Annotated in this window: 20 protein-coding genes and 2 pseudogenes; 3 read left to right on the top strand and 19 right to left on the bottom strand. The window is 57.8% G+C overall.

Annotation, left to right across the window (positions count from 1 at the left end; translation table 11 throughout):
- Window positions 1-37 precede the first annotated feature (37 nt).
- The 5 genes and pseudogenes from FGD77_RS00480 to FGD77_RS00465 form a co-directional block, all read right to left on the bottom strand.
- Window positions 38-349, bottom strand: a pseudogene (locus FGD77_RS00480) (YkvA family protein); the annotation flags it as partial.
- Between the two features lie 91 nt (window positions 350-440).
- Entirely contained in the window at window positions 441-674 is a 234-nt protein-coding gene (locus FGD77_RS00475; RefSeq protein ID WP_255005491.1) for a hypothetical protein, read from the bottom strand.
- Window positions 671-1,420, bottom strand: a complete 750-nt coding sequence (locus FGD77_RS00470) for a COG4280 domain-containing protein (RefSeq protein ID WP_255005489.1) — start codon at window positions 1,418-1,420, stop codon at window positions 671-673. Before FGD77_RS00470 ends, FGD77_RS00475 begins: the two co-directional genes overlap by 4 nt.
- A gap of 30 nt (window positions 1,421-1,450) precedes the next feature.
- Window positions 1,451-1,654 carry a DUF1127 domain-containing protein gene (locus tag FGD77_RS22215; protein ID WP_369682668.1) on the bottom strand — a complete coding sequence of 68 codons (204 nt, stop codon included), beginning with the start codon at window positions 1,652-1,654 and terminating at the stop codon, window positions 1,451-1,453.
- A gap of 10 nt (window positions 1,655-1,664) precedes the next feature.
- Window positions 1,665-2,207 (bottom strand): Chromate resistance protein ChrB, encoded by a 543-nt coding sequence (locus FGD77_RS00465; protein WP_255005487.1) that lies wholly within the window; start codon window positions 2,205-2,207, stop codon window positions 1,665-1,667.
- 219 nt (window positions 2,208-2,426) lie between these two features.
- On the opposite strand from FGD77_RS00465, the gene FGD77_RS00460 reads away from it, so the two are divergent.
- Window positions 2,427-3,314: a cation diffusion facilitator family transporter gene (locus FGD77_RS00460; protein ID WP_255005484.1), complete on the top strand. Its 888-nt coding sequence runs from the start codon at window positions 2,427-2,429 to the stop codon at window positions 3,312-3,314.
- Window positions 3,315-3,358: 44 nt separating this feature from the next.
- On the opposite strand, the gene FGD77_RS00455 is transcribed toward FGD77_RS00460, so the two are convergent.
- The 3 genes from FGD77_RS00455 to FGD77_RS00445 form a co-directional block, all read right to left on the bottom strand.
- Entirely contained in the window at window positions 3,359-4,582 is a 1,224-nt protein-coding gene (locus FGD77_RS00455; RefSeq protein ID WP_255005482.1) for an IS256 family transposase, read from the bottom strand.
- A gap of 164 nt (window positions 4,583-4,746) precedes the next feature.
- Window positions 4,747-5,502: a substrate-binding domain-containing protein gene (locus FGD77_RS00450; protein ID WP_255005480.1), complete on the bottom strand. Its 756-nt coding sequence runs from the start codon at window positions 5,500-5,502 to the stop codon at window positions 4,747-4,749.
- Window positions 5,503-5,609: 107 nt separating this feature from the next.
- Window positions 5,610-6,092 (bottom strand): hypothetical protein, encoded by a 483-nt coding sequence (locus FGD77_RS00445; protein WP_255005479.1) that lies wholly within the window; start codon window positions 6,090-6,092, stop codon window positions 5,610-5,612.
- Window positions 6,093-6,482: 390 nt separating this feature from the next.
- On the opposite strand from FGD77_RS00445, the pseudogene FGD77_RS00440 reads away from it, so the two are divergent.
- Window positions 6,483-6,629 (top strand): annotated as a pseudogene (locus FGD77_RS00440) (IS110 family transposase); the annotation flags it as partial.
- 238 nt (window positions 6,630-6,867) lie between these two features.
- Here FGD77_RS00440 and FGD77_RS00435 read toward each other — a convergent pair.
- From FGD77_RS00435 to FGD77_RS00400, 8 genes are read right to left on the bottom strand one after another with little or no spacing between them, the layout of a single operon-like run.
- Window positions 6,868-7,752, bottom strand: coding sequence for a DUF2189 domain-containing protein (locus FGD77_RS00435; RefSeq protein ID WP_255005477.1), 885 nt, complete (start codon window positions 7,750-7,752; stop codon window positions 6,868-6,870).
- The gene (locus tag FGD77_RS00430) at window positions 7,746-7,943 is read right to left on the bottom strand and encodes a hypothetical protein (protein ID WP_255005476.1); all 198 of its coding nucleotides are present in this window, start codon (window positions 7,941-7,943) and stop codon (window positions 7,746-7,748) included. The genes FGD77_RS00435 and FGD77_RS00430 overlap by 7 nt, the downstream gene beginning before the upstream one ends.
- The gene (gene ccoP / locus FGD77_RS00425) at window positions 7,940-8,812 is read right to left on the bottom strand and encodes a cytochrome-c oxidase, cbb3-type subunit III (protein ID WP_255005474.1); all 873 of its coding nucleotides are present in this window, start codon (window positions 8,810-8,812) and stop codon (window positions 7,940-7,942) included. Before ccoP ends, FGD77_RS00430 begins: the two co-directional genes overlap by 4 nt.
- Window positions 8,803-9,003 (bottom strand): cbb3-type cytochrome c oxidase subunit 3, encoded by a 201-nt coding sequence (locus FGD77_RS00420; RefSeq protein WP_255005472.1) that lies wholly within the window; start codon window positions 9,001-9,003, stop codon window positions 8,803-8,805. The genes ccoP and FGD77_RS00420 overlap by 10 nt, the downstream gene beginning before the upstream one ends.
- 3 nt (window positions 9,004-9,006) lie before the next feature.
- Entirely contained in the window at window positions 9,007-9,783 is a 777-nt protein-coding gene (ccoO, locus tag FGD77_RS00415; protein ID WP_255005464.1) for a cytochrome-c oxidase, cbb3-type subunit II, read from the bottom strand.
- Window positions 9,784-9,787: 4 nt separating this feature from the next.
- Window positions 9,788-11,440: a cytochrome-c oxidase, cbb3-type subunit I gene (gene ccoN, locus FGD77_RS00410; protein WP_255005457.1), complete on the bottom strand. Its 1,653-nt coding sequence runs from the start codon at window positions 11,438-11,440 to the stop codon at window positions 9,788-9,790.
- A complete protein-coding gene (gene ccoS / locus FGD77_RS00405) occupies window positions 11,437-11,637 on the bottom strand; it encodes a cbb3-type cytochrome oxidase assembly protein CcoS (protein ID WP_255005456.1) in 201 nt (66 codons plus the stop codon). Before ccoS ends, ccoN begins: the two co-directional genes overlap by 4 nt.
- Window positions 11,634-13,898 carry a heavy metal translocating P-type ATPase gene (locus FGD77_RS00400; RefSeq protein ID WP_255005450.1) on the bottom strand — a complete coding sequence of 755 codons (2,265 nt, stop codon included), beginning with the start codon at window positions 13,896-13,898 and terminating at the stop codon, window positions 11,634-11,636. The genes ccoS and FGD77_RS00400 overlap by 4 nt, the downstream gene beginning before the upstream one ends.
- 424 nt (window positions 13,899-14,322) lie before the next feature.
- Between FGD77_RS00400 and FGD77_RS00395 the strand changes: the two genes are divergently transcribed.
- The gene (locus tag FGD77_RS00395) at window positions 14,323-15,498 is read left to right on the top strand and encodes an IS5 family transposase (RefSeq protein ID WP_255005698.1); all 1,176 of its coding nucleotides are present in this window, start codon (window positions 14,323-14,325) and stop codon (window positions 15,496-15,498) included.
- Between the two features lie 278 nt (window positions 15,499-15,776).
- Here the strand turns inward: FGD77_RS00395 and FGD77_RS00390 are convergent, their stop codons facing one another.
- The 3 genes from FGD77_RS00390 to FGD77_RS00380 all read right to left on the bottom strand — a co-directional run bounded on the left by FGD77_RS00390 (window position 15,777) and on the right by FGD77_RS00380 (window position 17,228).
- The gene (locus tag FGD77_RS00390) at window positions 15,777-16,181 is read right to left on the bottom strand and encodes a type II toxin-antitoxin system VapC family toxin (protein ID WP_255005449.1); all 405 of its coding nucleotides are present in this window, start codon (window positions 16,179-16,181) and stop codon (window positions 15,777-15,779) included.
- A 14-nt stretch (window positions 16,182-16,195) separates the two neighbouring features.
- Entirely contained in the window at window positions 16,196-16,435 is a 240-nt protein-coding gene (locus FGD77_RS00385; protein WP_255005446.1) for a type II toxin-antitoxin system Phd/YefM family antitoxin, read from the bottom strand.
- 115 nt (window positions 16,436-16,550) lie between these two features.
- Window positions 16,551-17,228 carry an SOS response-associated peptidase gene (locus FGD77_RS00380; RefSeq protein ID WP_108693488.1) on the bottom strand — a complete coding sequence of 226 codons (678 nt, stop codon included), beginning with the start codon at window positions 17,226-17,228 and terminating at the stop codon, window positions 16,551-16,553.
- Window positions 17,229-17,951: the final 723 nt, after the last annotated feature.

The raw sequence follows: 17,951 nt of genomic DNA, 5'->3' as shown, positions 1-17,951 counted from the left end.
TGAACCACCACCACGAAATCGCGGCGGCAACTGCCATCCAGATCACCACAACCGCGATCGCCGCGGCGCGGCTTTTTGGGAGCGTTGAATGCAGATCGGCCTTCGACCTGAGATCGGCCATCACGTCATCCGGCACGAGACGGACGGCCAGCAGAATGCCGAGCGGCACGAGTATCACGTCGTCAAGATAGCCCAGAACCGGAATGAAATCAGGGATGAGGTCGATTGGGCTGAGGGCATAGGCGACGACACCGATTGCGACGACCTTCGCGAGCCATGGCACACGCGGATCGCGGGCCGCCAGGTAGAGTGCGACCACGTCGCGCTTTATCGTGCGGGCCCAGTCCCGCAGTTGGTCCATGATCGTGGTTCGCTTCATCCGCAAGGTGTCGGCAAGTTCAGGATTGGCGCTTTGAACATGAAGAATGCGCCTGCACAGATCAAAAGGAACCTGATTGCGAGGGCGCGCGTCGCTTGGCTTCCCTCCTGACGCTGAGGAATAGGACAGCGATGCAGCCCAGCAGCAGGACCAAGCCGCCTGCAAGGGGTGGCAGGCTGGTCGCGTCGATCAGCACCGCAGCGAGGGCGACCATCGCCAGAATGGTGGCGGTGAGCCGGGCGTCGGCCACGAACATGCTGAACAGCTCCATGAACACGTCCTTGAGGATGTTCATGGCGTCACCTCGCTGATTGGCTGCCGCACCATGCGGGCGGCCATGATCCCTGCGGCAAGGAACAGCGCCGCGAAGACAAACAGAGCCAGATCATGCCCCGGCCAGTCCACGCCCAGTCCTTCACCGGTCCAGAATACGCCGAAGGCCGACAGCATAACTCCAACGCCGAACTTGAGGGTGTTTTCCGGCACCCGCGCCAGAGGTCGATGGGCAATCGCTCCAACCACGAGGACCAATGCGCAGGCCGCAAGCGCGCCAAGACTGGCAGGCCAGAGCATTCCGCGCCCTGCACCGACAGCGATGACAATAAAGATGACTTCCAACCCTTCGAGCAGCACCGCCTTGAACGCAGCGATCCCCGCGATCCAGTCCTGCGATGTCTGCCGTCGCCCGACCTCGGCGGTCAGGCCTGCCGTTTCCTTTGCAAAGATCGCATTCTCATCGTGCAGCGGAATGACACCACCGGCCCGCAGCGCAGCCTTGCGCAGCCACCCGATACCGAAGAGCAGCAAAAGCACCCCGATCACCAGTTGCAACAGGTGCAGCGGCACCTGATCGAGAAGCGGGCCGAGGATCACAACGATCGCCGCAAGGACGAACAGCGCGGCCCCCGTGCCAAGCACAGCAGGCTTCCAGCCGCGCAGGGTGGCGACCACCAGCACGATGGTGAACGCCTCGACAACTTCAACAATCGAGGCCAGAAAGGCTGCTCCTACGGCGGGGCCTGCGGTGGACCATTCAAGCATTGTCGATCTCCTTTGTACCCCGTGCGCGGTTCAGTCCCATCGCCGCGCCTCCCGAATGGCCTTGACGCGGCTCACGGCGATGTCGTCAAGCAGATGCTGGTCGAGTCGCAACAGATGGGCGCGTTGCCGTTGCCGGTCGAGCCAGAGGGCGAGAGCCGTTGGTCCGATAGATCGCGAAAGGGATGGCGCGAACCGGATGGGTAGGAACGGCCTTTGAACAGTCAGTGCATTCATTGCTTTGGCCTCACTTGTTTTCATCATGTGCGTCGAAAACCTTGCGCGCGTAGTCATCCAGCACGGTGACGCAGCCTTCCAGCCGCTCCTGTGCTTCGGATGCGCGGTCGGCTCCGTAGAAGTCGAGTTTCTGGATTTTCGTCAGCCAGCCCTGAAGCTTCTTGAGATCGACGTCGTTCTCTTCCAGTTCGGCGTATGTATAATGGTTTGCCGTCACCTCCTTGGCGACCTCGGCCTCGAAGTCATCGCACTTGTCTATGAATTCTTCATAGGCGTCGTCTCGCTCCGCCTTGAAACGGGTCAGAACCTTGGTTTCCTGCGCCGGATCGAGGGCAACGGTTTCGAGGATGACCGACTCTCCCTGCGCTTCAGAGATGTCATTTTCCAGCATCTTGAGGCGGCGAACGTGATCGTCGGTCTTGGGCAGCAGGCAAACCCCGTTTTGAAGATAGACCGCTCCCATTCCCTTGAGCTTGCGCCAAAGGGAGACCCGCTTGGCGGCAGGCTCCGGAGGAACTTTGTAGGTGAGAAGTAGCCATGAAGTGTTTTCCATGGCCCACAAATAATGTTACGACCGTAACAGGTCAAGAGTTACGATACATCGAGGCGCAGTCTTAAGCTTAGTTGCTATTCTCCTCAACGGTATCCAACCAGTTCTGAATACAACCTCTCTACCTGCTATCGAACATGATTTTCATTCGCAAATTCAGCTATTTGCGCTTTCGTGATAATTTGTCTACCTAACACAACGAAAAGAAAAACGGGGCTGCCCATGACCACTATCAAACTTGCAATTTGCAGTATTTTCGTGGGCTTCATTGTCTTGGGTTTGAAGGTCCTCGCTTATTGGATGACAGGCTCAGTCGCGCTCCTATCAGACGCCCTTGAAAGCACCGTCAATGTAGCAACCGCGTTCGCCGCTCTCATTGCCATTCATATCGCGGCCAAGCCTGCTGATACCGGCCATCCTTATGGCCACCATAAGGCTGAATTTTTCAGTGCCGTCCTTGAAGGTGTGATGATCATCGTGGCCGCGCTTCTGATCTTGCGAGAGGCTTACTACGGCTTCATGGAGCCTCTCGTGCTTGATGCGCCGATTGAGGGGCTTCTCATGAATCTTGGAGCCACCGCAATCAATGGCTTTTGGGCATGGATTTTGGTCTCTCGTGGAAGGAGGCACAAATCCCCAGCTCTGGTGGCTGATGGAAAACACCTGTTTACTGATGTTCTGACCTCTGTTGGCATAGCCGTTGGACTGCTTCTCGCAGTCATAACCGGATGGTGGATTCTCGATCCGGTGCTGGCCGCCCTCGTAGCTGTTAACATCCTTTGGTCAGGCTCGAAGCTCGTTAAGGAATCTCTGAGCGGCCTCATGGACGAGGCTGTGCCACAGGAAACGCTGACCGCTATCCGTGAAATTATCGCGTCAGAAGCAGACGGCGCGATGGAGGCGCACGATCTTCGGACTCGCCATGCCGGGCCAGCAATTTTTATCGACTTTCATCTAGTCGTGCCTGGAGAGACAACGGTGTTCCAAGCGCATGAAATTTGTGACCGGATTGAGAGTGTTTTGAAGGATGCATATGAGGATGCGCGCATTTCGATCCATATCGAACCTGAACACAAATCGAAACAGTCGGGTGTCATAGTCCTTGATTAAGAAAGAGCGAGACTGTGCGGAATTTTGTGCCCTGGCGCATTTTGTTACGCCATTGGGAAGCGTTCTTCGAACATGATGGCGAGTTGGCTCTTGACCGCGTGCCATTCGCGCACTGAACGCTTCCACTCCGTTGAGGTAGCATTCAGCGCCAAGTAGATCAACTTTGCCGCCGCATCATCGCTGGGAAAATGACCTCGGGTTCGAACGGCGCGACGGATTTTCGAATTGAGCGCCTCTATGGCATTCGTGGTGTAAATCAGTCGGCGCACCTCGGGCGGATAGTCGAGGAATGGGATCACCTCGTTCCAGGCCCGGCGCCAGCTTGGCACGATGGCCGGGTAGCGGGCGGCCAGATCACTGTCCTCGAATTCGGTCAGCGCAGCCTCTGCCGCCACGGCGTCCACGGCCGTGTAGACAGCCTTCAGGGCTGTGGCGACGGCCTTGCGGTCCTTGTAGCTGGCAAAGCTCATGGAATGGCGCAGCAGGTGGACGATGCATGTCTGGACCTGGGTTTGCGGGAAGGCTGCCTCGATGGCCTGGGGAAAGCCCTTGAGGCCGTCGACCACGGCGATGAGGATGTCCTGGACGCCCCTGTTGCGCAGGTCGTTCAGAACCTTGGCCCAGAATTTGGCACCCTCGTTGGCCTGAAACCACAGGCCCAGCACATCGCGCGTGCCGTCCGGCAAGATGGCCAAGGCCACGAAGGCCGCCTTGTTGCTGACCGCCCCGTCGCTGCGGATATTGACCCGGATCGCATCCATGAACACCACCGGATAGCAGGGCTCCAGCGGGCGGTTCTGCCATGCGGTGACCTCCTCCATGACGGCCTCGGTGATCGCCGAGATCAGGCTGGGAGACGCTTCGAATCCGTAGATCTCCTCGATATGCCCCTGGATTTCCCGGGTCGTCATGCCGCGCGCATACATGCTCACAATCTTGCGGTCGAACTCGGGAAAGCGGCGCTGATACTTGGCGATCAGCAGCGGATCAAAGGTGCCGTTCCGATCGCGCGGGATGTCCAGGATGACCTTCCCGCTGTCGGTCGTCACCGTCTTCTGGCTCCTGCCATTGCGGCGATTGGGCGGCTGGTTCTGGTCCTCAGGTGCCTCTTCGGTGCGTTCCCCGCCAAGATGTTCCTCCATCTCGGTCCCGAGCGCGCGTTCCGCCAGCGCCTTCGTCAGTTCGGAAAGAATGCCTTCCTTGCCGAACAGGTCGCCGGCTGCGCGGCCTTCCATCAGCCGGTCCAATAGGTCTTTGTCGATGCTCATACGTGGGTCTCCTTACAGAGCAGTTGCCACGCCAGAGCACAAAATTCAGGATAGTCCCGAAAGAGCTCTTCGCTGCCTCTGCATAACCTAGTAAAAACTACCGGTTGTTGAACCATCCACACGTCTATGGTGTGGACATCACGAATTTTGGATTACCACATCACTCAAAACGCCTTCTGCCAGCCGTGGTCGGCGAATATCTGGGACGCGCTATCGCTCTTCAGATAATCAAGAAAGGCCCCAAGTTCCGGATTCTCTGCACCTTTCGAAGTCTTGGCAACCGCTACGTCGCGGTAGATCCTAAATTCCGGTTCGATTACCACCTCTTCGGCGATATCGGGATTATCTATCTGCCAATGGTTCCAGATCAGCCAAGCATCAAGCTCGTCGTTCTCCATCCAGCGCTGCTTAGCAACACCGCTGTTTGGGGCGGCAAAGGCAATATTATCGCGAAATTTACGCATATTGTCGATATCACGGGTGCGACCGACGACATCCTCCCACATCCCAACTTGACCGGCGCCATCTACCACCATGATGGCGACATCCTCTTGCATAAGGCTGAGCACACCGTCGAAACACTTCGGATTCCCCTTGCGCACCAGAAGGGTGGAGGGTCGCAAATAAAGCGGATCAACGGTCTCGGAGAGAACATTGCCATACGATTCAATGAAGTCATCCATCATATTCTGCGAGCCGCTGAATAATGCGTCGGCATTCTGCTGCGCCTCATCCATCCACTTGTCGGTGGGGCCAGCGATGACCTCGACAGTCATCCCGCTTTCGGTCTCGTATTTGGCGGCGACCTCTTTCATCGCCGGAGCGGGCCCTCCCGGACCATATAGCTTCAGCCCGTCAGCCGCTGCAAGAAGTGGACTCGCGAGGAAGAGACCAACGGTCAGCACCATCGCCTTGGGCATGTGCCACCTCCAGATTGGTCTATACAAAGAACCCTCCCTTTGCAGCACCAGTTTCAGTCTCGGCTGCAAGGGAGGGTTCATCCGGCACAAGCTCACCCGCTTGTTTTTCAGTCGGCTTTGCCTTCGTTTTTCTCGCCTGACGGTGACACGAGATACCATCCGCCCCAATCATCATGAACATCTTGGCCGGACATGTCCCCGCTCTCCTTATCGTCATGGTAATGATAGAGAGGCCAACCATTGTATGTAACCTGCATTGAGCCGTCCTCGCGCTCGATACTCGATAACAGTGAAGCATCGAGTTGTTCCCCTGCTTGCGGTTCGCCTGAGGTGGTTAGGGGGGGCCATTCCTCGGTACATTTGTCGGAACACGTGCTAACAGCCTCTGTGCCACCAACACCTTGGGTATCAGCTTCCAGCATGTAGAGACTCAGGCCTTCAGAATCGGCGAGATACCGCCCGACGGGCTCCTTCTCGGAAACTGAAATTGTCGCGGCGCTCTTATCCTCAGCAAGAGCCGGCACGGGCACAATAGCAGTAAGCCCAAGCACGGCTGCAGCGCTCACGGCTGCGAATGTCTGGTTTTTCATGATGTTTTCCTTTGCGTTTCACCTGCCGGATGGTGCCGACAAGACTGCATCGTACATCGGAAAACGTACACCACAGAATATGGTTCCGACGGCATCAGCGAGCTGCCGCCGTATGTAGAATAATAGCCGCCATCATCGGCTATGGATCGGCCCCTCTCTTGCGGCTTGCAATCGCTCCAAAGCGGTTTGCAGCTCTCTATTGTGCTCGGACGGCCCAAGGGCCGCTGTGCGCTCGTGCAGAACCCCGACAGCACGTTCAAGCCATTCTGCGGCCCGTGAGTGGAACTCCTGCGCAATCTCGCGCACCTGAGCACCGATCTGGCGGATTTCCTGCCCGCGCTCGGAGGCCGGTGTCGCAATGCCGCGCCGCATCATGCTCCACCCCCGCGCGCTGATGCAGCCGCGATCGTCGAAGCGGCGCTGCGTCCGACCATGCGTTACGTCGAACCGAAATCGACCAGCCAGCAGGCGCGCGCGGTCGCGTTCCGGACGCGCGAGCAGTTTGTGAAGCAGCGCACAGACTCCGTGAATGCCCTCCTACTACTTATGGGTAACTGCAAGATACAGACCATCATCTTGGCACATTGAGATGCCGTCAGGGGAGGGCGGCAACCACCCCATCTTCTTTTATCTGCAATTGCATTCCAAACGAGATACTATCGGCGTCAGCCGGTAGTGGTTCACTTCTAATATAGTGTCCGAGGGCCGTTGTTCAGGCCTCCCTTGGATCGATATAAATAACGGCTGTTTCGGGCACAACTAACATAATGCAAATTTATGCCGGGCGAATGAACATTTTTTCCGAATTGCCTTCTTGGCGGTTATCCGGTCTCAGCGTGCGATATGCGTGCCATGTTGCGTGACCCAGCAGCGGAAAGATCACGATGAGCCCTATAAACGCGGTCGCCACAGATACAGCAAAGAGAACCAGTACAATCGCACCCCATACCATCATGACAGATAGATTGTTCCATACCGTTGCCATACTGATCCCGAGAGCAGAAAGCGCATCAGTTCGCTCTTTCAGTAGCATTGGCACTGCAAAGACGCTGATTGAAAACGAGAATGCGGCGAAAAGCGCGCCAACAGATCCGCCGACCAGCAGCAATGTCCATCCGGTCGGAGTTGTGAACAACATCGGAACGATTTCATCCGTGCCCGGAAACGGATTGATGCCAAAAAATAGCGCCCAAATCAGCACTGCGGCGCGTAACCACAGCATCAAAAGGCCCAAAAGCATGACGCCCATGAACCAAGCCTGAGGGCCAGATTCAGGTTTCACCAGCGCCATTTTCAGGTACGTAGGCCGCTCTCCCGCCTCAAGCAGTCGGCTTTTCTCATAAAGCCCGTTGGCTATGATCGGCCCTACAACCATGAAACCTGCAAGCGCGGGAAACAGCGCGTATTCATAGTTGAACAAAAACAATGCCCAGACGATCAGTGCAGATATGATAAAAACTCCAAAGCCATAAAGCAGGCTGGGCACCGGATGGTTCCAAAGATCGGACCATCCTGCACGCAACCAGTGAATGGCTGTGCGCCACGGCAGATTGAGCGCAAGTTGATTTTCGCGCGGCAATGCCGGTACGACCTTTGGGATGCCATCCGATGCATTCGGATTGTCGGGGGGTGGCGGGGCATCGGTATGATCACTTAGCATGATGGTTTCGCCGCCCGGTAGATGGCGGCGCCTTCCGTGTTTTGCTGCAGAACACAATCGGGTTTCGAGGCGAAGGAGACGTATACCAGATGTGAATTGGCCCCGATGAAGAGCGCAAGGACGCCGATAACGCTTACCAGAGCAAACAGGCGTGGACGAGTCCAGTACCGGGGGCGGGAAAGCGCGGTCATGGTGTTGCCTCCTGTGCCAGATCGGTGAGATAGACGGTCAGGATCTTGCGCTCTGTCTCGGTCAGGCGTCCCTCCCATGCGGGCATCCAGCCTTGCCGCCCATCCCAGATCGTATCGAACATCGCCTTGTCATCGCCTCCGTAGATCCAGAATGCATCGGTCAGGTTGGGGGCACCCTGCTCTGTGTCTCCGAGTGCCGTCGCGCCATGGCAACCAGAGCAGTTGTTTACATAAATTTCTTCACCGGCAGCTGCGCGATCAGGCGATATCTCGGCGCCCGAGAGCGATTGGACGTAATCCACGACAATGCGAATGTCCTCACGCTCCAGCAATCCGTCGCGGCCAAAGGCAAGCATTTGCGCGTAACGTGTATCAGGGTGGGTTGCATTTATGCCCACGCGCAGCGTTTCCATGATGGTTTCGGGGTCGCCCCCCCACAGCCATGCATCGTCTGTGAGACTTGGAAAGCCCGGCCCTCCGCCCGCGTCCTGACCATGGCAGCCCGCGCAATTATCTCCGAAAATTTGATGGGCTGTACCGTTTGAGCGTGCCAGAAGCTCGGGCTGCTCCAGTATCTCGCTCACCGGTGTGGCAGTGATGCGGTCCGCCCAGTCAGCCCGTGCCACATTCGCCGCAACGACTTTTGCCTCGACCTGATCACGTTGATCGCGGTCAAGTAGCCCCTTGGTATAGGTTGTCACCAGGGGCCAGGTCGGCAGAAGAATCCACGCGATCAGCGCAAAAATATGAGTGACGATTATGAAAAACCAGACCGAGCGCGGGACGCGGGTGTTCAACTCGGTGATTCCGTTCCACTCATGTCCCGTGGTCTGGTGACCGGTAAGCGGATCACGTTCCTTTACCGACATGGCGTGTCCTCCGTCTTTTTTCGCTGAACCGGGCCATCCTCGTCATCCAGAATGCTTTTTGCCGCTTTGTCGAACCGTCCACCCAGCGAGGGCCAATAGGCGTAAATGGTAATCAGAATGAACAGGCCCATCAGATAGAATAGACCGAAGGATTTGGCCGCGCCGACAAACCATTCGTGAGACAGATCCATGATCTATTCCTCCGCTATGGGTTGCATTTGTGCGGGCAGATCCGTCAGCTTCCCGAGGATCTGAAGATACGCCACCAGCGCGTCCATTTCGGTCACGCGATCGCGGCGACCGTCGAAATACCGTATGGCTGTTGCGTCACCATAGCGCTCGAACACGCCATCCGCCTTGTCGCCGTCCGGCAGCGCCTGACCGGCCGCATCATCAGCGGCGTTCAGGATCATCTCGTCGGTATAGGGCACACCGACGGCCCGCAACGCGCCCAGCCGGTCTGACAGATCATCGGTTCGCAGGGGTTTTTCCAGCAAGAACGCATATTGCGGCATCACCGATTCAGGCACCAAATCACGCGGATTCACCAGATGGCGCACTTGCCAGTCGTCGGAATATTTATCCCCCAACCGCGCAAGATCGGGCCCTGTCCGTTTTGACCCCCACAACATCGGGTGGTCGTATTGCGATTCAACCGCGAGCGAATAGGGGCCGTACCGTTCTACTTCGTCGCGGAGGGTGCGGATCATCTGGCTGTGACATGCATAACACCCCTCGCGGATATAGATATCACGCCCGGCCTGCTCCAGCGGGGTATAGACGCGCATATCGGGATCCGTCTCGACGGTATCATCGATGGTAAACAAGGGCGCGATTTCGACGATACCGCCGATGCTGGCCGCGATGATGATTCCGAAGGTCAACGCCATGGAGTGCCGCTCCATCCGGTAATGGGTGCGCGCCTGAAATTCGAACAATCTCGCGAAAGGTTTGAGGATTTTTTTGAACATGCCCTTACTCCGCGACCGGCACTGCCGGCTCCATAGCTTCGGACGATGTCGGATAATCGAGGCTCGGCGCCACGTGGGGAACGCGCCGGATGGTCATAACGACATTCCACAGACAGATGCAGGCACCCGTCAGGAACAACAGCCCACCAAAAGCGCGCGCGATGTAATAGGGATGCATCGCAACCAGCGAGTCGACGAAAGAATATCGCAGCGTACCCGCCTCATTGTAGGTGCGCCACATCAAGCCCTGGATGATCCCGCTGTTCCACATTGCAAAGACGTAGATGACGGTGCCGGTCAGGGCGAGCCAGAAGTGCCACTCGACCGCCTTCCATGAATACATCGTCTCGCGCCGCCACAAAACCGGAACAAGCGCGTAGATCGACCCGAATGTAATCATTGCGACCCAGCCCATTGCACCGGAATGCACGTGCCCCACGGTCCAGTCGGTGTAATGCGACAGACCGTTGACCGGGCGGATCGCCATGAATGACCCTTCGAATGTTGACAGCCCGTAGAATACTGCGGCGACCATCATGAAGCGCAGTGTCGCATCGTCACGCACCTTGTGCCACGCGCCGTTCAGCGTCATCAGCGCGTTGCCCGCGGACGCCCAGCTCGGCACTAGCAGCATGATCGAGAACGTCATGCCCAGCGTTTGGACCCAATGCGGCAGGGCGGTATACATCAAGTGATGCGAGCCGACCCAGATGTAGAAGAACACAATGCCCCAGAATGACAGGATCGACAAGCGATAGGAGTAGATTGGACGCTCGGCCCGCTTGGGCAGGAAGTAATAGAGCATGCCCAGAAAGCCCGTTGTCAAGAAGAACGCCACCGCGTTATGCCCATACCACCATTGTGTCATTGCGTCCTGAACGCCTGAAAACAGCGAATAACTTTTTGCCCCCGTCAAGGATGCGGGCATCGCCAGATTGTTTACGATGTGCAGGATTGCCACAACAAGAATGAACGACAGATAGTACCAGTTAGCGACATAAATGTGAGGTTCGTTCCGCCGCGCCAGTGTGCGGATATATAGGATGAAATACACAACCCAGACAATGACCAGCCAGATGTCGGCGTACCACTCAGGCTCGGCATATTCTTTGGACTGGGTGATGCCCATGATATAACCGCTGGCGGCGATAATACAAAAAAGGTTGAACCCCAGCAGCACAAACCACGGCGATATCTGATCCGGCATCCGCGCGCGGCTGGTGCGCTGCATGATATGGTAGGATGTCGCTATCAGCGCATTGCCGCCAAAGCCGAAGATCACACCCGACGTGTGAACCGGGCGCAAGCGGCCAAAGCTGGACCACGCCGCATCGAAACGCAAATCGGGCCAGGCAAGTTGCGACGCAACCCACACGCCCATACTCATTCCCACGACGGCCCAGACCAGTGCCAGAATGATCCCGACCTTGGTGGGATCGTCGTAATAGGAGGCGCCGCGATCTTCTGTCGGTTCGGGATCATACAGCGCATTGCCCAAGACGAAAAACAAAACGGCAAAAAACAGCAAGATAATCCAGCCGTGTGCGCCCATGGGATCATTGCGTCCCACAATAGCCATAACCAGCCCGATCAGAGCGCCAAGACCGGTGATCATCATCGCCCTGGTCCGCTCGGCACCTGTCAGGTTGGACATCATCGCGTGGTCTCCTTTGTCATCTCGGCGCGGCGTGCAGATTTTGAAGGCTGAAGCGGTACGTCGTCGTCGTGCAGGATACGTTCGGCATCACCCGACAGGTCTTCGTACTGGCCATTACGCAAGCTCCAGAAAAATACCGCAAGCCCGAAGGCGCCCATGCACAATGTAACGGGTATCAGAATTACAAGAATTGTCATGTTGATATCTCGCTTCGTTTCATGGCGGGGGCTACTTGCTTCTCGCGGTTTACCCCACCCGCTTTGTTCAGACGCAGGGCATTTGCGATCACAAGGATTGAAGAGCCTGACATCGCCAGCGCCGCAATCAGGGGTGTCACCAATCCTGCAACCGCCAAAGGAACCGCTATGCAGTTATAGCCGATTGCGAGTGCAAAATTCTGCCGTACAACCCGTGCCGTATCACGGGCAATTTTCCACGTATCAGGAACAGCAGCAAGGGTGTTGCGCAAAAAGATGAAATCCGCCGCAGTGCGGCCCGCATCGCACGCACTGGACGGGGCCATGGAAACATGTGCCGCCGCAAGTGCCGCCGCATCGTTCAACCCGTCCCCCACCATCAGCGTCCGGTGACCGCCAAGGCGCAGCGCCTCGAGTGCCTCAATTTTGTCTTTGGGCGTCGCACCATAGCGAACGTCCTCAATGCCCAGTTTCGCCGCGACAGCCCTGGCTCGATCCGCCACGTCACCTGAGAGCAGCGCAACACGGAACCCCTCGCCATTCAATGCGACAACAGCTTCGCATGCACCGTCGCGAAGGGTCTCGGTCAGATCGAATGAAAACGCCGGGCCGCCCTCGAACCCGAACGCTGGACTTGGGGCACCGTCATCGACATCTGCAATCTCGGCAATCCATTCAGCACGTCCCAGCCGGGCACGGCGTCCTTCTATGGAGCCTTCAACTCCAAAGCCCGGCACCTCTTCGATCCCGATGACGTCAGACGGTGTTTCCGGCAATCCCGACGCGATGGCGCGCGCTGCAGGATGGCCTGACCGAAGCGCCAGAGCTTTTGCACCCGACCGCATGACCGGATCGTCCGGCACATGACCGATCATCGGCGTGCCGGTCGTCAGCGTGCCTGTCTTGTCGAAAACGACACGGTCGATTTCTGCCATTCTTTCGATGGCAGAACCATCTTTCATCAACACCCCCATCCGCATCAGGCGCCCCGCCGCAACCACGTGGGCGACGGGCACAGCCAGCCCCAGTGCGCAGGGACAGGTGATGATCAGAACGCTGATGGCAATGAACAAGGACGTCTGCCAGTCACCACCGGTCGCCAGCATCCAGCCAAGGAACGTCGCCAGCGCCAACAGGTGGACAACCGGCGCATAAAGCCGCGCGGCCCTGTCCGCGATACGCACATAGGCTCCGCGACCCGCTTCGGCATTCGACTGCATCTGGATCATCTGTGACAGAAACGAATCGTCCGACGACCGCAGTACTTTGACTTCGATCACACCCGTCAGGTTAAGCGTTCCAGCCTCAAGCGTATCTCCCGGTCCAATCGCGACCGCCATCGATTCACCGGTCACCAGCGACCTGTCAAGATCGCTGTTTCCGGTCAGGATTTTCACGTCCAACGGAACATGCTCATCCGGCGCAATGGAAAGGATAGAACCGGGTGCAATATCCTCAAGCGCTGCATAAGTAAGGGTGCCATCAAGGTCGCGCAGCAAAGCACCACGGGGCGACAATTCGGCCAATCCTGTCACCGCACTGCGAGCGCGCTCCCGCATTCGGTGATCAAGATAACGACCGGTCAACAGGAAAAACAGCAAGGTGACCGCGGCGTCGAAAAACACATTCTCCCCCCCCTGTACTGTTTCGAAGACACTCAGCGCCAAGGCCAACGTCACAGCCAGAGCAATCGGCACGTCCATATTCAGCTGCCGCGAACGCAAAGCAGTAATGGCGGATTTGAAAAACGGTTGTCCGGCGTAAATAACGACGGGCACGGCGATGAGTGCAGAGACCAGATGGAATGTCTCGCGGGTCTGTCCGTCGGCGCCCGACCAGACTGCGACAGAAAGCAACATAATGTTCATGGCACCAAAGCCTGCGACGGCCACAGCCCGCAGCAACTCTCTGCCGGAAGTATCTGTCACAGCTTGATCCAAGCTTTGAATGGGAGTCGCGGGGTAGCCAAGCTTATCCAATGCCTCGATGATCGCCATCGGATCGGTGTCCCGGCCCTCAAAAACAATAATTGCCTGACGCTGTGTTAGGTTGACGCGCGCAGACACGACGTCGCTACGCCCGTTTAACGCCCGTTCAATTTTGGCGATACAGGCTCCACATTTAATCCCGGGCAGCGACAGGATACACCGGTTCCGTCCGCAATCGTCCGTCAAGACACTTGCGCGGGTTTGTGCACGTTTCAGAGAACCGACCGCAGCTGTCACCAATAGTTCTTTCGCCGCTTTATGCTCACACCTCATGCCAGACCTTCCGTCCCTTTATACGCCGATATCTGAGATACTCCCAATTTCCAGACATCTGTCTTATTTCATATTCAATCGACCGAAACGAAGATTTTTACGCCGCCCAGGTGGCTCATCCCGCCGTTGCCGTGGCAAATTTTGCCACTGCCATTCTCGATTATTGGCCGTCTGGCCGTAGCAGGCCTTGGAATGGGCATCATGATCTGCACCCTGTGGCACAGCGAGATCCTTTCACCGAATGCTTTCCTTTTATAGGAGCTTCAGCAGCTAGAGGTTCAAGAGCTTTCTTCGGACGCCATTCAACTATGTGTGAGGTGTCCCCCGAAACCTGGACACTAACAGGCTGCTGAAAAAGTCCGGGCTCGACGCTGTTTCGAGAACATGATTCACTCTTGGCTCAGCGGCAGCGGCGGGGTTGATGATGCGCGGGACGGACGAGGCAGCGGGATCGCTGTTCAGCTATGTCGATCTTGAGGAGCGCGTTCCGGCACGGCACCCGCTGCGTTTGATCCGTCGGATCGTGAACGACGCGCTGGCAAGCCTCGATGCCGAATTCGATGCGCTCTACACCGATTTCGGCCGTCCCTCCATCGCACCAGAGCGCCTGATCCGGGCGGGCCTGCTGCAAATCCTGTTCTCGATCCGATCCGAGCGGCAGTTGATGGAGCAGATGGACTACAATCTGCTGTTCCGCTGGTTTGTCGGCCTCGGCATCGACGATCCCGTATGGGTGCCGACCGTGTTCACGAAGAACCGCGACCGGCTGCTGACGACTGATATGTCGCGCAAGGTGATGGCCGCGATCCTGACACACCCGGAGATCCGACCGCTGCTCTCGGATGAGCACTTTTCGGTGGACGGCACCTTGGTCAAGGCGTGGGCGTCGATGAAGAGCTTTCAGCCGACGGACGGCAGGGCGACACCGGGCGAGGACGATCCTGGAGGGCCACCGCCACCAGCTGACGAGACCTCCGCCAACACCGACCAGCCCCAGCAGACCGAGACCCAATCGATGCCCGACACGCCCCGCGAGACGCGTAACGCCGAAGTGAACTTCCGAGGCGAGAAGCGCTCGAACGCGACCCATGCATCGGTCACGGACCCGGATGCGCGGCTCTACAAGAAGTCGCCGGGCGCCGCGGCGATGCTATGCTTCATGGGGCATACGCTGATGGAAAACCGGAATGGTCTTGTCGTGCAGGCAGAACTGACCCACGCCGATGGGCATGGCGAGCGGAAGGCGGCGCTTGAGATGATCAATCGGCACTCCCCGGGCTCGACCCGGCGCCTGACGCTTGGGGCGGACAAGGGATACGACAGCGCCGACTTCATTGCCACGCTCAGGCGCATGGTCGTGACGCCACATGTCGCACAAAAGGCCCGACATTCCGCCATCGACGGCCGGACCACCCACCATCCCGGCTACGCCTTATCCCAGCGGCGCCGAAAGAAGATCGAGGAACCATTCGGCTGGGCCAAGACCGTGGGCGGCGTGGCCCAGACCTTTCACCGTGGCCTCGACAGGGTCCGCGCGCAGTTCACGATGACCATGGCAGCCTGCAATCTGGCCAGGCTGCCGAAGCTCCTTGCCGCCTGACGAAAGCGGCGAGCCGGACCCGGCGTCCGCAGCAGCCGAGCCCGCGCCTTCAGATCGCGCCGGCAGGAACAGCGTCCTTCCAGCCTGACTTCTTCAGTAGCCTGCTAATGTCGTGGATGTATCACCGGCAATACCTTTGCGGTTCTGGCAGTCTTCGGATCAAACAAGCTGCCGCACAAACGACCCTTTTCGCAGCAGTTTCGAACGCCTCGCCAGGCCATTGATCTCATTGACCGTCAACTGCCGAACAACCCTTTTGCAAAATGACGGCGTGAGCGTCAGATCAGTGTTACGCCATGGGCGTTACAAGCCCGACGCAGTGCCTTGTCGGACGTCGCCAGAGGCAGACCACGATCTTCGGCGAGGGCGAGATAGGCGGCATCGTAGGCCGTCAACCCATACGTCGAAGCCAGTCCGATCAGCGCCGCATCACCGCCTGCCGACACATCCACCGTTTCGATTGGCAACCGACGAAGGCGCAACAAACTGGGCACAACTTCCTCTTGGGTAAGTCGCCCGCGCCGAGCGGCCATGAGCAGGATGTTTCGCAACTCGTGCCAGATCAGGCTAGGGGCGACCGCACTATCCGCTGCTGTGCGGTGGAGGATTGAATCTGCGGCCGATGTATCTTCATCGGGCAAGACCCAGGCAGCAGCTACGGAAGCATCGAGGACAAGAGACATCAGAGGACGCCGATCTACCGTCGTGCTTCGTCACGCCAGGCGATCAGCTCATCGGCTGTTGTCGCAGCCAAGCCAGCGCGGGCGGCCATTATATCGGCGACGGCAGCATGAGCGTTATCGCGTCGTGCGATAGGAACGAGGCGCGCGACGGGCACGTCACCGCGCGCGATCGTGACTTCTTCGCCAGCTTCTACGCGAGCCAGAAGCTCCGATAGACGGGTCTTTGCTTCGCCGGTTTTGATGACTACACCCATTGGAGTTCTCCTACTTGCTCCAGTAAAATAGGGGAAGTTCCTCGCTTGGTCAAGGGTTGGTCAAGCTTGACCGATAAGACTTCTTATGTTAAGTAAGTCAGGGTTATTAACCTTTTTATAGCCCGCCTTGGTCGGCTCTAAGCCCTTCGCCGCTTTGATGGATCACCATCTTTTCCGCAGGATAGGGCCGTATCAGTTCAAAGGCGTCCTTCGGTTGCCCCGCCAGCCACGTCTCATAGTCGTCTGGATGCAAAATCGCTGGCATCCTGTCTGGATGCGTGTCGGCCACCAGCTCATTCGGCGTCGTCGTGACCATCGAGGACGTGACCAGCTCACGCTTGTCACCGCCATAGTTTCCGCTGAATCCGCGCCAGACTCCGGCGAAGGCGAAAGGGGGTCTTTCGTCTTCGCCTGTCACACCAAACCAGATGTAAGTCGCCGGTTTTCGTCCTTTGGCCTCGCAAAAACTGGTCGCCGGAATCAAACAGCGTCGCTCTTGAAAGCTGGTTCTCCAAAACGAGGACGTGCGCAACTTGTCGTCACGGGCGTTGTTGACCGCTTTGGGCTGGATAGGTTCGCCGGTTTTCTTCGAGACCTGGGGCATCACGAACCCCCAATGAGCGTTCCAGATCGCCCGTTCGCCATCCCCATCCATGACGACGATAGGCGCCAGTCGCTTCGGGAAGATCGCTGGCAGCGGTTCGGCGTTCCCGAGTTGATCCCGGCTTGCATCCACCTTGAAAAGCTGGCGCATCATTTCAGGAGGCAACGTGTTGGAATACAGATTACACATCGACTACTTTCCGAGAAAATATATCCGTGTGATCGCGCTTATCAACAAACTCTCCACACACGACATTGCCTAGCGTAATTGGGAACACCGGTGACTGGTCCAACGCAGACTGTATCGGAGGCAGCCGATGGCAAGGCCCCTTTATTTCATCCGCGTTTTCTGGCGTCGAGTATGCCCCCCAGAAGAAGCAGTTATGGCAGCCCATCTTACTGTCTGATCTCATTTATTTTCCCATCATTCGACACTTTGACACGTTGAATCTTTCCTGATCTCTTATGCCTCATTTTCCTAGAAATATCCACGGGGGAGCTGCGCAAGCAGCGGGGGCCGTGGCCCCTGCCATGATCCTCGATCATGGCACCGCGCTCTAGGCTACAGCCGGCAGACCGGCTTTCGCCCCGCACCCTTCGATCCTGGCCTTCCTGATCCAATAGCCCGCGCCCTGTCTCTGCGAGCCAGGTCGCGGGCTTTGTCTCATGGTCGCCCTGGACCTTGTGAGCGGCCCTTGCGGGTGACGATCGCATGGGGCGGTCGGATCTTCGATCCTGTTTTTTCTGGGCTTGGGGTTCGGGCAAGCCGAACGCCGCTGCGCCGCAAGGGGGCCGTTTCGTCGGCCCCCTTCGGACTACCGAAATAGACAAGCCCGTGTCCTCGCCCTGCGGGCTGCGGGCCGCGCCAGCTTGTCGATTTAGGCAGTCTCGACCCCCTCAGTTCGCCACATGG

The organism is Roseovarius sp. M141, from assembly GCF_024355225.1.
GTDB lineage: Bacteria > Pseudomonadota > Alphaproteobacteria > Rhodobacterales > Rhodobacteraceae > Roseovarius.
Note: the sequence above shows the minus strand (reverse complement) of the source record. Positions and strands in the feature narration are given on the sequence as shown.

Coding starts and splice junctions, on each gene's coding strand:
- FGD77_RS00450 (WP_255005480.1), bottom strand. CDS start 5,502: ATGCCCAAGGCGATGGTGCTGACCGTTGGTCTCTTCCTCGCGAGTCCA.
- FGD77_RS00385 (WP_255005446.1), bottom strand. CDS start 16,435: ATGGGTGTAGTCATCAAAACCGGCGAAGCAAAGACCCGTCTATCGGAG.
- FGD77_RS00380 (WP_108693488.1), bottom strand. CDS start 17,228: ATGTGTAATCTGTATTCCAACACGTTGCCTCCTGAAATGATGCGCCAG.
- FGD77_RS00445 (WP_255005479.1), bottom strand. CDS start 6,092: ATGAAAAACCAGACATTCGCAGCCGTGAGCGCTGCAGCCGTGCTTGGG.
- FGD77_RS00390 (WP_255005449.1), bottom strand. CDS start 16,181: ATGTCTCTTGTCCTCGATGCTTCCGTAGCTGCTGCCTGGGTCTTGCCC.
- FGD77_RS00455 (WP_255005482.1), bottom strand. CDS start 4,582: ATGAGCATCGACAAAGACCTATTGGACCGGCTGATGGAAGGCCGCGCA.
- ccoP (WP_255005474.1), bottom strand. CDS start 8,812: ATGTCGGTAAAGGAACGTGATCCGCTTACCGGTCACCAGACCACGGGA.
- FGD77_RS22215 (WP_369682668.1), bottom strand. CDS start 1,654: ATGAATGCACTGACTGTTCAAAGGCCGTTCCTACCCATCCGGTTCGCG.
- ccoO (WP_255005464.1), bottom strand. CDS start 9,783: ATGTTCAAAAAAATCCTCAAACCTTTCGCGAGATTGTTCGAATTTCAG.
- FGD77_RS00420 (WP_255005472.1), bottom strand. CDS start 9,003: ATGGATCTGTCTCACGAATGGTTTGTCGGCGCGGCCAAATCCTTCGGT.
- FGD77_RS00470 (WP_255005489.1), bottom strand. CDS start 1,420: ATGCTTGAATGGTCCACCGCAGGCCCCGCCGTAGGAGCAGCCTTTCTG.
- FGD77_RS00395 (WP_255005698.1), top strand. CDS start 14,323: ATGCGCGGGACGGACGAGGCAGCGGGATCGCTGTTCAGCTATGTCGAT.
- ccoS (WP_255005456.1), bottom strand. CDS start 11,637: ATGACAATTCTTGTAATTCTGATACCCGTTACATTGTGCATGGGCGCC.
- FGD77_RS00475 (WP_255005491.1), bottom strand. CDS start 674: ATGAACATCCTCAAGGACGTGTTCATGGAGCTGTTCAGCATGTTCGTG.
- FGD77_RS00465 (WP_255005487.1), bottom strand. CDS start 2,207: ATGGAAAACACTTCATGGCTACTTCTCACCTACAAAGTTCCTCCGGAG.
- FGD77_RS00460 (WP_255005484.1), top strand. CDS start 2,427: ATGACCACTATCAAACTTGCAATTTGCAGTATTTTCGTGGGCTTCATT.
- FGD77_RS00435 (WP_255005477.1), bottom strand. CDS start 7,752: ATGCTAAGTGATCATACCGATGCCCCGCCACCCCCCGACAATCCGAAT.
- ccoN (WP_255005457.1), bottom strand. CDS start 11,440: ATGATGTCCAACCTGACAGGTGCCGAGCGGACCAGGGCGATGATGATC.
- FGD77_RS00400 (WP_255005450.1), bottom strand. CDS start 13,898: ATGAGGTGTGAGCATAAAGCGGCGAAAGAACTATTGGTGACAGCTGCG.
- FGD77_RS00430 (WP_255005476.1), bottom strand. CDS start 7,943: ATGACCGCGCTTTCCCGCCCCCGGTACTGGACTCGTCCACGCCTGTTT.